Source organism: Streptomyces sp. NPDC001373 (genome assembly GCF_042895815.1).
Lineage (GTDB): Bacteria > Actinomycetota > Actinomycetes > Streptomycetales > Streptomycetaceae > Streptomyces.
The window spans coordinates 478,152-492,089 of sequence record NZ_JBIAWQ010000005.1; the positions used below are offsets into that span (position 1 = coordinate 478,152).

At 72.7% G+C, this 13,938-nt stretch carries 6 protein-coding genes; 5 read left to right on the forward strand and 1 reads right to left on the reverse strand.

The genetic code is table 11. From position 1 onward, the window contains the following. The first annotated feature begins 22 nt into the window (after window positions 1-22). From mdlC to ACFY15_RS15420, 4 genes are all read left to right on the forward strand, one after another. Entirely contained in the window at window positions 23-1,603 is a 1,581-nt protein-coding gene (gene mdlC, locus ACFY15_RS15405) for a benzoylformate decarboxylase (protein ID WP_390825586.1), read from the forward strand. Window positions 1,604-1,706: 103 nt separating this feature from the next. Continuing rightward, window positions 1,707-1,994: a hypothetical protein gene (locus ACFY15_RS15410; protein WP_390686970.1), complete on the forward strand. Its 288-nt coding sequence runs from the start codon at window positions 1,707-1,709 to the stop codon at window positions 1,992-1,994. Continuing rightward, window positions 1,991-8,716, forward strand: a complete 6,726-nt coding sequence (locus ACFY15_RS15415; protein ID WP_390825587.1) for a condensation domain-containing protein — start codon at window positions 1,991-1,993, stop codon at window positions 8,714-8,716. Before ACFY15_RS15410 ends, ACFY15_RS15415 begins: the two co-directional genes overlap by 4 nt. Next, window positions 8,713-11,037 (forward strand): amino acid adenylation domain-containing protein, encoded by a 2,325-nt coding sequence (locus ACFY15_RS15420; RefSeq protein WP_390686972.1) that lies wholly within the window; start codon window positions 8,713-8,715, stop codon window positions 11,035-11,037. Before ACFY15_RS15415 ends, ACFY15_RS15420 begins: the two co-directional genes overlap by 4 nt. A gap of 81 nt (window positions 11,038-11,118) precedes the next feature. Here the strand turns inward: ACFY15_RS15420 and ACFY15_RS15425 are convergent, their stop codons facing one another. Next, a complete protein-coding gene (locus ACFY15_RS15425; protein ID WP_390686973.1) occupies window positions 11,119-13,032 on the reverse strand; it encodes a KedN5 family methylcobalamin-dependent radical SAM C-methyltransferase in 1,914 nt (637 codons plus the stop codon). Between the two features lie 122 nt (window positions 13,033-13,154). Between ACFY15_RS15425 and ACFY15_RS15430 the strand changes: the two genes are divergently transcribed. Next, on the forward strand, window positions 13,155-13,880 hold the full coding sequence (locus tag ACFY15_RS15430; protein ID WP_390686974.1) for a thioesterase II family protein: 726 nt from the start codon (window positions 13,155-13,157) through the stop codon (window positions 13,878-13,880). Window positions 13,881-13,938 lie beyond the last annotated feature (58 nt).

A 13,938-nucleotide genomic window follows, 5' to 3' on the forward strand; every position in this document is an offset into this window, starting at 1 on the left:
TCGTACCCAGGAGGCCCCGTCCATGGCGGACGACCACACCCTGACCGTGCGCGACGTCACCTTCGACCTGCTCAGATCGTTCGGCCTGACCACCGTCTTCGGCAATCCGGGCTCCACCGAACTGCCCATGTTCCGGGACTTCCCCGCCGACTTCCGATACGTGCTCGGCCTCCAGGAGTCCGTCGTGCTCGCCATGGCCGACGGCCACGCCCAGGCCACCCACAACGCCGCCGTGGTCAACCTGCACTCGGCGGCGGGGGTCGGACACGCGATGGGCAGCCTGTTCACCGCCCACCGCAACCGCACCCCGCTGGTGATCGTGGCCGGTCAGCAGGCACGCTCGCTGCTGGGCGGCGAGCCGTACCTGCTCAACGACGACGCGGCGGGACTGCCGCGCCCGTACGTCAAATGGAGCAGGGAACCCGCCCGTCCCCAGGACGTGCCGGCGGCCATCGCCCGCGCCTACTACCTCGCCATGACACCGCCCCAGGGACCCACGCTGGTCTCCGTCCCCGCCGACGACTGGGCGGCCCCCGCCGAGCCCGTCGCACCACGCACCGTGAGCACCGCCCTGCGCGGAGACCCCGAACGCGTCGACGACGCCGGCCGTGCGCTGGCCGCCGCCGCCCGGCCGGCCTTCGTGGTCGGCGCCGCCGTCGACCAGGAGCGGGCCTTCGACGACGTCGTGGCCCTCGCCGAACTGCACCGGGCCCGGGTCTGGGCCGCCCCCATGTCCTACCGCTGCTCCTTCCCCGAGGACCATCCGCTCTTCGCCGGATTCCTGCCGCCCCTGCGCGAGGGCATCGTGGAACAGCTCACCGGACACGACGTGGTCCTCTCCCTCGGAGCACCGGTGTTCACCTACCACGTCGCCGGCGCCGGCCCCGTCGTACCGCCGGACACCGCCCTGTTCCAGCTTACCGACGACCCGCACACCGCGGCCTGGACCCCGGTCGGCACCTCAGTGGTGACCAGCGTCCGGCAAGGCGTGCGCGATCTGCTCGGGTACCCCCCGCGGACGACGCGCGCGCAGCCGCCCCGGCGGCCCCGGCCACACCCGGTGGCCCCCGACGGCGCGGCCATCGGCCAGCCGTTCCTCATGCAGACACTCGCCCGGCTGCGCCCCGCGGACAGCGTCATCGTCGAGGAGGCACCCAGCAGCCGCCCGGTCATGTGCGAGTACCTTCCCAACACCCGCCCCGAGAGCTTCTACACCTGCGCCAGCGGAGCGCTGGGGCACTCCCTGCCGGCGGCGGTGGGCATGGCACTCGGACGGCCCGGCCGCCGGGTGATCGCGGTGGTCGGAGACGGCTCCGCCATGTACTCCATCCAGGCCCTGTGGTCGGCGGCCCAGCTGGACCTGCCGCTCACCGTGATCGTCGTGAACAACCGCTCGTACGCCACCGTCGACCGGTTCGCCGAGCGCTTCGGCATCGGCAAGGCCGTCGGCACCGCCCTGCCGGGTCTGGACTTCACCGGACTCGCCCGCGCCCAGGGCTGCGAGGCCTCACGGGTCGAACGGCCCGGCCTGCTCGCCGACGCCCTGCGCACGGCGCTCACCTCGGCCCGGCCCCACCTGCTGGAGGTCGTGACCGCGCGATGAGCGGACACGGCGCATATCCGGCCGCGCCCGGCCCCCGGCCCCCGGGCGCCGGGCGCCGGTCCGGAGACAGAACACCCCACGGACTCACAGACGGGACCACCCCATGACACAGCGGACCGAGGAAGACACGCGTCGGCAGATCCGCGAGATCGTGATCAGCATGGCGCCGGAGGCCGGTGCCGCCGACGCGACCGACCCCGACCCCGACCTGGTGGAGACGCTCGGCTACCACTCACTCGCCCTGCTGGAACTCGCCTTCGCCCTGGAGGACGAGTACGCCCTGCCGCCCATCGACCAGGAAAGCGCCCAGGGCATCCGCAAGGTCAGTGACGTGGAGGACTACGTCCTGGCACAGCTGCGGCAGGACGCGGCCGACGGAGGTGCCCGGTGATCGACGCGCGGCTGCGCGCCGTTGTCGCACGCGAACCGGACCGCACCGCCGTGATCTTCGGCGAACGCCGCCTCGGCTACCGCGAACTGAACGACCGGACCGCGGCGCTGCGCGGCGGCCTCGCCCGGCTCGGCGTGGGCCCCGGCGACCGGGTACTGATCGTGCTGCCCAACTGCCCCGAATTCGTCATCGGTTACTTCGCCACCGCCGGCCTGCGGGCCGAGGTGCAGGCCCTCGACCCGGACCTGACGGCCGAGGAGATCCTCGCCCGTACGACGGACTGCGAACCCGCCGTCGTCATCACGGACACCCTCCGGGCGCCGCTCCTGGAACGCCTGGGCGCCACGTGGCGCCGGGCGCCCGCACTGATCGTCGTCGGCGGACCCCGCCCGGGAGTCCTCGGCTTCGACACCCTGGCCGTCGCGGGAACCCGGAGCCCGGACGACTCCGCCGCCGCCCCCGAGCCGTCGGACGGCCCCTGGGTCCTCACCCACTCCTCCGGATCCACCGGCGAGCCCAAGCGCATCCGGCGGAGCCAGGCGAACCAGCTGGCCGAAGCGGACAACATCGCCTCCACCGCCGGGATCACCCCCGACGACGTGATCCTCTGTCCGGTCCCCCTGTTCCACGCGCTCGGCCAGTTCTGCTGCATGATCGTCTCCGTGCTCGTGGGCGCCACGCTGGTCCTCGTCGAACCACAGGAGTCCGGCGACGTCCCCGACGGAGCTCCGGCACTCGACGTCGGCAGGATCCTCGGCCTGCTGCGGGAACACCGGGCCACCGTCTTTCCCGCCGTTCCGTACCTCCTCGGGGCGCTCGCCGACTGGCCCGCGGACCAGGAGGCCGACCTGTCGTCGGTACGCCTGTGCCTGTCCGGCAGCAACTTCCTCGCCCCCGGTGTCCAGGAACGCTTCCTGGCGCGCTTCGGCGTGCCCGTGCGCCAGACCTACGGCAGTTCCGAGGCCGGCAGCGTGTCCTGGGACTGCGGCCCCGGCCCCGTCGTGCCGGAGTCCGTGGGCCGTCCGCTCAACGGAGTCCGGGTGGAGATCCTGGACGACCGCGGCCGACCGCTGCCGCCCGGCGAGACCGGGGAGATCGCCGTCACCAGCGGTTCGGTGATGACCGGGTACGCCGGACAGGGGGAGCCCCGTGGCCCCGCCGACGGCCGCCACCTCACCGGCGACCTCGGCCGGCTCGGGCCCGACGGCCGCCTCTACGTCACCGGGCGCAAACGGATCCTGGTCGACACCGGCGGGCACAAGGTCAACCCGGTCGAGGTGGAGGAGGTCCTGGAGGCCCATCCCGACGTCGCGGAAGCCGCCGTGGTCGGGCTTCCGCTGGGCGGTGGCGGTGACCTGCTGGTCGCTGCCGTGGTGCCGCACGGCGCCCTGGACGCCACCCGGCTCGCGGCCCACTGCGCGGAACGCCTCACCGGCTACAAGGTCCCCGCACGCTTCGTGTCGGTCGAGGAGATCCCCCGCACCCCGCTCGGGAAGGTCCGCCGTGCCGCACTCGCCGCCCTGCTCGCAGCCCAGCCGGAGCCCGGCGCCCCGCCGGCCGCCGACGACATCCGGTCCGAGCCCGACCCCGAGGTACGCACCCGGCTGATCGCCGGACACGTGCTGCGCTGCGTGGCCGCCCTCACCGGGGCGGTCCCCGAGGAGCACGGCCCGCAAGCGGCGCTGCGCGACCTGGGGCTGGACTCCCTGCGCGCACTGCGCCTCAAGATGGCCCTGGAGGACAGCCTCCGCCGGACCGTCCCCCTGCACGACCTGCTCTCCGGCACCACCGTGGAGGCCCTGGCCCGGCAGCTCGCCGAACAGACCGGGGAGCTGCTGGAGCCGCTGGCGGCCGAAGGGCGGACCAGTGGCGAATTTCCGCTGTCCGCGAACCAGTTGTCGATATGGCACGCGGACCGGCTCGCCCCTGAGAGTGCCGCCTACAACCAGAGCTTCGCCGCCCGGATCACCTCCGGCTGCGACGTGGACGCACTCCGGCGCGCCTTCCAAGACCTGGTGGACCGCCACCCGGTGCTCCGCACCACCTTCGGGGTGCGCGGCGGCGAGCCCTTCCAGCACGTGGCCGCCCGGGCCCGCGCGGACTTCCGCGTGATCGACACCGTGCTCGACCCCGGGCTGGCCGAACGGGAGCTGAGCGCCGAGGCGTTCCGGCCCTTCGCCCTGGAGACGGAGTACCCGCTGCGGGTACGGCTCTACACCGGCGCAGGCGCCGGCGGCCCCGTTCTTCTCGTGACGAGCCATCACATCGCCTCCGACTTCTGGTCGCTGGTGACGATGCTGCGGGACCTCGAGACGTCCTACACGGCGGCCGTGACCGGCGAGGAGATCTACCGGCCCCCGCAGCCGCACACCTACACCGACTACGCCCGCTGGCACACCGGTTCCGCGGACGGGCCGGTGGGGGAGCGCGACTGGGCCCACTGGCGGGAGGTGCTCCGCGACCCGCCACCCGCCCTCGAGCTCCCCCTGGACAAGCCCCGCCCCGTCGTCCAGGCACAGCACGGCGCCACCTACTTCCACGACCTCGGCCAGGATGCCGTCAAGGAGCTGGAGGCCTTCGCCCACGACCGCGGCACCACCGTGTACACCGTGCTGCTCGCCGTCTTCCACGTCCTGCTGCACGCCTGCACCGGCGAACGGGACATCGCGCTGGCGGCCATCACCACCAACCGGCAGCGGCGTGAGTTCCAGGACGTGCTCGGATACTTCGTCAACCCGGTCGTCTGCCGGACGCCGGTCGATCCCGACGAGCCGTTCGAGGAACTGCTCGGGCGGGTCCGCGGCAGTCTGCTCGAAGGACTCGAGCACCGGACCCTGCCTTTCGAGCGGATCGTGGAACGGCTCGGCCTCCGCCGCGACCGGAGCCGGGCCCCCCTCGTCGAGGTGGCCTTCGGCCAGAACAAGGCGCACGACGACGCCGGGCTCGCGGTCGGCCGGTTCCTGTCCGGCGGCAGCGGCCGGACGCTGAGCCTCGGCGATCTCGCCCTGGAATCGGTGGCGCTGCGTCAGCGCGGCGTCGTCTACGACCTCTCCGCAGCCGTGTACGAGGCGTCCGACTCGGTGGCGCTCGCCTGGGAGTACAGCACCGAGCTCTTCGACGAGCCGACCGTCGTCCGGCTGGCGGCGCAGTTCGAGAACGTGCTGAGGGCCGTGCTGCGGGCGCCGCTGACCCCCGTGGGGCGTGTCGAGGTGCTGGACGCCGAAACCCGCGACGGGCTGCTCGCCGCCTCACGCGGCGGACCGGGCCCCGAGAACCCGCGTACGGTGACCGAGGAGACGCTCCGCCACGCCGCCGCCCTGCCGGACGTGACGGCCGTCGAAGCGGACGGTGAGCTGCTCACCCGCGGGGAGCTGGTCCGACGGGCGGCCGTGCTTGCCGACCGCGTCCGGGCCACCCGCCCCGGGCCCGACGCCGTCGCCGTGGTGTGGCTGCCGCCCACCGCCGACCTGGCCGTCGCAGGCCTCGGCGCGATGATGGCCTCGGTGGCCTGCGACCCCGTCGGGGCGGACAGCCCGCCCGACCGGGTCCGGGCCGTCGCCGCGGAAGGCGGCGCGCATCTCGTCGTCACCACGGCCTCGGGCCGCGAGCGGCTCGGCGCGCTCGGACTGCCGGTCGTCTGCGTGGACGGCATACCGCCCGCCGCCGGGGAGGACCTCCCCGGAGAGCCGGATCCCGTGCCGGACACCACGGCCGGTGGTCGGCCCGCGGTGATCCAGCGCACCTCGGGGGTGACCGGTCCGCCGCGCGCCACGGAACTGGATCATCTGACGCTCGCGACCTGGGCCCAGTGGCTGCGGGAACAGTACGGCCCCCTCGACGGAGTGCTCGTACACGGCTCCCTCGCACCTGACCGGATGCTGGCCCGGCTGCTCGCCGTCCTCGCCACGGGGGGCCGCGCGGTACTCACCCGGGCCGGCGGCAGCCCCGCCGAGCTGGCCGAACTCCTCACTGGTGAAAGGGACTTCGCGCTCGTAACGCTCACCCCCACGGAGTGTGCCGGGCTCCTTCCCGCGCTGGCCGGGCGCAGGCCGCGTACGGCCGCCCTCGCCATCAGTGGTGAGACGCTGCCGGGCGGACTGCTGCGGGAGGTGACCGCGGCGGCCGGAGGCGTACGTGTCGTGCACGAGTACGGCGGTGCCGACACCCTCCCGGTGGTCAGCGCCCACGAGGTCCCGCGGGACGTGCCGCGCGAGGACCTGCCCGTACCGGTGGGCCGCCCCGTGCCCGGTGTCGAGCGCTACGTCCTGGACGCCTCGGGGCGGCTCTGTCCCCCCGGTGTCGTCGGCGAACTCCTGGTGGGGCGGACCCCGTCGGCCGCGCAGCCCGATGGTCCGTCGCTCGTCCGCACCGGAGATGCCGGTTACTACCTGCCCGACGGTGACGTCGTGGTCCTCGGCCGGCTCGGCGAACGTACGGCCGTGCGCGGCTATCGCGTCGAACCGGCCCGGGTGGAGGCGGCCCTCACCCGCCTGCCCTCCGTCGCCCGGGCTCTGGTCGTCCCCGGCGCGGACGGCTCGCCCGCCGCGCACGTCCAACCGGCCGGCCTCGGGCACGGCGGCCCCGATGACGGGTGCACGGCCGCGGCGCTGCGCCAGGAGCTGCGCCGAGTCCTCCCCGAGTACATGCTCCCGGCCGACTTCCTGATCGTCGACAGGCTGCCCATGGCGGGCAACGCGAAGACGGCACGGACCACCCCCGTGCCCGGGACGGCACCGGCCGACCCCGTGGGGGGCGAGGCCGTCACGACCGGCACCGGCACCATGACCCCGATGGAAGGCCGGCTCGCCGCCATCTGGAAGGAGATCCTGGGCGTCCCTTCCGTCGATCCGGACGACGACTACTTCGATCTCGACGGCGACTCGATCACCGGCCTGCGCATCGTCTCCCGCGCCGCGGACGAGGGCATCCGGATCACTCCCCGGCAGCTGTTCACCCACCCCGTGCTCCGCGAACTCGCCGCGGTGGCCGAGGACATGGGCGAAGCGGCCCAGGCGGACGCCGCAGGGCCTCCGGCACGGGAGGCCCACGCCCCGGGCGAACCGGTCCGGTCACGGTCCGAGGATCCCGGGCCTGGAGCCACGATCCCCCTGGCCCCCGTCCAGCAGTGGTTCTTCGATCTCGAACCGGCCGAGCGGTCGCACTGGAACCAGGCGATCCTCCTCAGGACGACGGGAGCGGCCGACCGCGCCGTGCTCGGTGAGGCGCTGCGGAGGGTCGCCGGGCACCACACGGTCTTCCGGCACCGCTTCACCCCACCGACGGCCACGGCCGCCCCGCGGCAGTGGCACGACCCCGCCGGTACGGCCGTCCACCTCGTCGAGGAGAGCCGCGCCCGCGCGCCGGAGGACGTGGCCGAGGAGCTGCACGCCTCACTCGACCTGGAGAAGGGTCCCTTGCTCGCCGCCGCGGTCCTCCCGGCCACGGACGACGGCAGCGGCCCCGTTCACGTGCTGCTCGTCGCCCACCATCTGGTGATCGACTTCGTCTCCTGGCAGATCGTCGTGGACGACCTCACCACGGCCTGCCGACAGCTCGCCGCGGGGGAGGACGTACGCCTGCCGGCCTTCGTGCCGTACTCCCGGTGGACGGCCTTGCTGCACGCCCACGCCGACTCCGCCGCCGTACGGACCGAACTCGACCACTGGGCCCCGCCGGGCGCCCCGGAACGGCAGGCCGGCCGACCCGTGGACCCGGGGCTCGAGCGGGACGCGCGCGTGGTCACCGCGGAGCTGTCGCCAGAGGCCACGGCTTCGCTCCTGGCCCACGCGGACAACGCCGTGGGCACCCGCGCGCAGGACCTCCTCCTGGCCGCGACCGCCTGTGCGGTGGCACGGTGGACGGGGGAGTCCCGGGTCCGCATCGACCTCGAACGGCACGGCAGGGACCACCTGTTCGAGGGGGTCGATCCGGGCCGCACCGTAGGCTGGTTCACGGTCATGCACCCGGTGCGGCTCGACCTGCCGCCGGACCCGGATCCCCTGGCCGTGTTCGGCGCGGTCCGCGACGAGCTGCGCGGGGTCCCGGCCGACGGGGCCGGCTACGGGCTGCTGCGGTACGCCGCGAGCGATCCCGCCGTACGCGACCGCATGGCGGCCGTACCGCCGGCCACCGTCAACTTCAACTACCTGGGCCGCATGGGCGGGCTGCTCGGCGCGGCCGGGCAACCGGCCGCGGCCGGGGCGCTGTTCACCACGGCAGCCCTGGGCGGGACGGCCGACCGCGGCCCCGCCAACGCGCGCCCCTACGAGCTGGAGATCAGCGCGATGCCGGTCGGCGGACGGATGCGTCTGCGCGTCGTGCATGCCGAGGCCCCCGGACGGCCGCCGGCGGAGGAGCTGCTCACCCACCTGCGGGAGGCGCTGACCGCACTGGTCGTCCACCTCTCCACCACCGCCCCAAGGAGGCAGGACATGTCATCGGGTCCGTCCATCCAGCCCGCCCCCGTCACCGACGTCACGGACGTCACCGAGCAGGTGCGTGCCGCCTGGGCCGCCGCCCTGGAGCAGGACACGTTCGCGGACGACGAGGACTTCTTCGACGTCGGCGGGCACTCCCTGCTCGCCGCCCGCATCATGGCCCGCCTGAGCCGGGCCGTGGGGCAACGACTCTCGCTGCGCCTCTTCTTCGACAACCCCACGGTCGAGAGCTTGTCGCGGGAGATCGAGGCCGTCGTGGGACGCGCCGGAGGTGAGCCGCGATGACCTCCACGGACGTACGGCTCCCGCCGCCCGCCTGGAACGACACCTCCCGCGGCTACCGGACCACGGCGACCGTGGCGGACCTGGTGCGCGAGGCCGCCGCCGCCCACCCGGGTCGGCCGGCCCTCGTCGCGGCCGACGGCCGGGTGACGACCCATGCCGAACTGGATGCCTGGAGCGACCGCATGGCCCGGCTGCTGTGCGACAGGGGCCTCGGGCGCGGCGATTACGTGGCGCTGTACTGCGACCGCACCCCGTCCGCCGTCGCCTCGCTGCTCGGTGTGCTCAAGTCCGGGGCCGCGTACCTTCCCCTCGATCCCGCCTGGCCGCGCCAGCGGGTCACCGGGCTCCTGCGCGACCTCGGCGTCCGGTGCGTCATCACCGACGCCGTGCACCTGCGGACCGTGCAGGAACTCCGCTGGGTCGTGCCGACCGTGACCGACGTCGTCTGCCCGGACATCGACGCCGAGAGCACCTGGGAGTCTGTCCTGGACCGGACGGTGGTCGAGGAGTTCTTCGACTTCCTCTCCGGAGAGCCCGACCCGCTGGAGGCCGCCGGGTTCAACCTGAGGCGCTCCGACCGCCCCTACACGCCCGACGACGTGACCGCGTACGCGCAGCACGTGGCGGCCCTGGCGCGGGAGGCGGCCGGGCCGGGTGCCTCCATCCTGGAGGTGGGCTGCGGGTCCGGACTCATCACGGAGGCCCTCGCTCCCGGGGCCCGGAGGTACGTCGCCGTCGACCCGTCGAGTGTCGCGGTGCGGCGCAACCTCGACGCCGCGGCCGCCGGCGGATTCGCGGCCGAGGGCGTCGTCGCCTACGCGCACGAGGTCGCGGACACCGTCCGGGGACCGTTCGACCTGATCATCATGGCCAGTACCGTCCAGTTCCTGCCCGACATGGACTACCTGCTGCAGACCCTCACCTCGCTCAGCGGTCTGCTCCGACCGGGGGGCGGGATCCTGCTCGCGGACCTGATCGACCCGGATGCCGAGTCGCACGCCGGACTCAGGGTGCCGCCCGCCCTGTTCCACCGGCTCTCCGAGGTGCTGCCCACCGTGACCGAGGTGGAGGTGAAGCGCCGTGCGGACGGAGACTTCGCCGGCGAACTGAACGGCCGCTACGACGCGTTGATCCGCCTGGCCGGACCGGTGACGGAGGCGGAACGCGGCGGACGGGTCTGGACCGGGGCGCACGTGGCAGCCCGCCCCGCGCTGCCCCCGCAGGGCGCGGTCACCGCCGACGATCTCGCGTACGCCATCTTCACCTCCGGCTCCACCGGGACCCCCAAGGGCGTGGCGGTGCAGCACCGGTCCGTCGTCAACCTCATCGAATGGATCAACGGCACGTACCGGGTGGGCCCCGCGGACCGGGTGCTGTTCGTGACCTCGTTCTGCTTCGACCTGTCGGTGTACGACATGTTCGGGGTGCTCGCCGCGGGAGGCTCGGTCCGCGTCGCCACGCAGGCCGAGATCTCCGAACCCGACGTCCTGATCGACGTACTGGAGGGCGAACCGGTCACCCTCTGGGACTCGGCTCCCGCGGCGCTGGCGATGCTCACCCCGTTCCTCGGGGAGCGCGACGCGCGGGGACGCGACCGGCTACGGCTGGTACTGCTCAGCGGGGACTGGATCCCGCTGCCCCTGCCGGACGAGATGCGCGCCGCCTTCCCGGGAGCGGAGGTGATCGCACTGGGCGGTGCCACCGAGTGCACCGTCTGGTCGAACCACTACCCGGTGACGGCGGTGGACCCCCAGTGGCCGAGCATTCCCTACGGCAGGCCCATGCCCAATGTCCGCTACTACGTGCTGGACGAGGACCTGCGGCCCTGCCCCGTCGGGACCCCCGGCGACCTTTACATCGCCGGTGACTGCGTGGCCGTCGGCTACGTCGGCAGTCCGGCACTCACCGCCCGGAAGTTCCTGCCCGACCCCTGGGCGCCCGGACCCGGCGCACGCATGTACCGGACCGGCGACCGGGCCCGCTGGCTCGCCGACGGGAACGTACAGTTCCTCGGCCGTCTCGACGACCAGGTCAAGGTACGCGGCTACCGGATCGAACTCGGTGAGGTGCAGAGCGCGCTGGTGCGCTGTCCGGGCGTGCGCACGGCCGCCGTGGTCGCCGTCGACGTACCCGGCGGCAAGGACCTGGCCGCCTCCTACGTGCCGGAGGCGGCGTCCCCGGTCGGGGTCGAGGAGGTCCGGAGGTACCTCGGCACCCTGCTGCCGGCCTACATGGTTCCGGCCCGGATCGCGGCCGTGGACACCCTGCCGCTGACGGCCACCGGGAAGGTCGACCGAGGTGCGCTGACCAGCGGCGGCTGAGACAGTACGACGAAAGGGGAGGGGGCCACCCGCTCGGCGGGTGGCCCCCTCCCCTTTCGCATGCGTGCCGGCGCCGCCCGGTCAGGCCGTCCGGGCCAGATCGAAGGGCGCGCCCGCCGGCCGGGGCTCGGCCATGAAGTGCACGATCTCCTCGTGGTTGGTGGAGAGCACCGCGTTCAGAGCACCCTCGCGGTAGTACAGGTCGAGCGCCGTGGGCTCGGGCCGCGGATCGATCTCCTCGCCCGCCCGCAGCAGCGCCAGGGCCGCCGGCACGTTGTGGGTGAGGACGACCCCCTCGCGGACCGTGTACGAGCACCCGGCCACCTCGACCGGCGGGAGCGAACCGTCGCAGACGGGCTGGGTCAGCAGGTCGTAGCGGAACACCTCGTCGACGAAGGCCCGGTGCTCCTCGGGCAGCAGCGGGCTCACCGCCTCGCGCCACCACTGCTCCAGCGCACTGCGGCCCGCCGGGTCGGTGAACAGGTAGCCGATGGCGGTGGCATACGCGGGGGCGCCTCCGCCGTGCGCACGGGCGGCGGCCTCGCGCAGCGGAACGGCGTCGGGTGACGCGGTGGCGTCCACCCAGTCGGCAAGGCTGTTCAGGACCCGGGACTGCGGCCAGCCGGCCAGGACCCGCAACGGCAGCCAGCAGTGCCGCAGCACCGCGTTCTCGGCCATCACCCGCGCCCAGAACAGGAAGCGCTGCATGCGCGCGTTGTCCGCGAACGACATGGTGCGGTGGGCGAGCACGTACTCGAAGTCGTCGTGGTCGCCGCGCAGCGAGACGATCCCGTGCACGTCCTTGTTCTCGGCGTAGTCCGTGTTGGGCAGCAGCATGATCGGATAGACGGCGATGCGCGAGACGTGTTCCGCCAGTTCGTCGTAGCCGCGCACGAACGAATCGACCGTCTCGCCGGGCGCGCCCCAGATCAGCTCGGCATAGCAGTCCATTCCCTCCTTGTTCAGCCACTCCACGAGATCCCGCCAGTCGTTCACCTTCATGTTGCGCCGCTTCATGGAAGTGAGCGCGTCCGGGCTGAGCGACTGGAGTGCCAGGGTGAAGGAACTGCGGAGCCCCGCTTCTTTCATCCGCCGGACGATGTCGTAGAACGTCTTCGACTTGTTCTTCGCCCAGGACGTCTCGAAGGCCCGCGGGAACCTGTGCCGTTCCTTGATTTCTATGAGGTCGTCGACGAATTCCCGGTCGATGGCCTGCATGCCGAAGTTGGCGTCACAGGCCACGACGGTGTGCACGCCGAGCTTGGCGAACATCTCCAGTTCGGCTTTGAGTCGTTCGCGTGAGAATGCGCGCACCCGCTGGCCCACGGCCCCGCCCCAATAGCAGAAGGCGCACTTGTAGGGGCAGCCGCGGTTCGTCTCGATGAGCGCCACGTCGTAGCGGAAGTTTCCGTCGGCGTCGACGAGTTCGATTGCGCCGGTGAGGAACGGCGAGGGGATGACGTCGAGGTCCTCGATGCGCGGCCGCTCCTCATTGGTGACGACGGTGCCGTCGGCCCGCCGCCAGGAGATGCCCCGGATCGCGCCGAGGCGCGTGCTCGGCACGCCCTCGACCCTGGCCCGGATCAGCTCGGTGAAGGTGAGCTCGCCCTCACCGTTGACGATGACGTCGACCTCCGGGTACATCCGGAAGATCCGTTCCGCCTGGTTGGAGACGTGCGTGCCGCCGAAGACGACCAAGCCCTGCGGGTTGAGCTGCTTGAAGGTCGCGGCGAGGGCGCCGAAGGAACGTACGTTCCAGCCGAGCACCGAAAAGGCCAGCACGTCGGGAACGGCTCCCGAGAACAACCGCCCGGCCATCTCCCCGTGCGTCATGTTCCCGCGGAAGTTGCAGATGTCCACCGACACCCTGCCCTGCAGCTCGGCGTCGTCCAGAACCATTGCCTTGAGGTATCCGGATGCCAATGGCATGGATTCGAGCGGCATGTCCCAGACGCCCTGCTGAACCAAGGAAACCGCGAGTCGTGGAACAGTCATTCCACTCTCCAATCCGCTGAATTCATCGGGTGGTCCGGAAAGAATCCACCTGATGCGCGGCTCAGGGAAACGAACAAATTGAACGTGGTGCCGGGCCGGTCCAGAGACCTAGGATGCCGCGCATGGCGAAAAGTCGAGGACTTGTAGAAATAGCAGGGGAACCGGGCGGCGAGAGAGTTCTCTACGCGATTCCGCACGCCGGCGCAGGGGTCGCGGCCGTCAAGAAGATGTGCCGCGAGCTCGACGGCCGGTGGACGGCGGTCGGCGTCCGGCTGCCGGGCCGGGAGTCGCGTACCGCGGAGGCTCCGGTGTCCGACCTGAACGTGCTCGCGGACACCCTGAGCGCGCAGATCGCCGCGCACGCCGGAAGCCGCGGCGTCCACCTCTACGGACACTGTGCCGGCGCGGTCATCGCGTACGAGGTCGCCCGCCGACTGCCGGCGGGACAGCTGCGCGGCCTCGCGGTGTCCGCGCACCAGTCCCCGGACCGGATCCCCGTGACCGAGGCCTGGCGACTGCCCCGGGACGAGTTCTTCGCACGGGTACGGGAGGACGGCTACCTGCCGGACGAACTCGTCGCCGACCCGGACCTCCTGGACCTCGTCGAACCCGCCCTGCGGGCCGACTACCGGGCGATCGAGAGCCACGCTCACGCGCCGGAGCCCATCGACGCCCCGATCCTCGCCCTGCTGGGCCAACAGGAGCATGCGGTACCCGTGGAGGACGTCGTGTCCTGGGCGAAATGGACCTCCGTGGGCTTCTGCCTCGAACTGCTTCCCGGCGGCCACAACCTGCTGCTGGACAACCCGGCGGACGTGGCGGCGGCCCTCGACCGGCACCAGAGCTGAGGAACCGCACCCCAGCAGCCCGAGCGCGCCGCACGCGCCGCACGCGACGGCCGCGGCG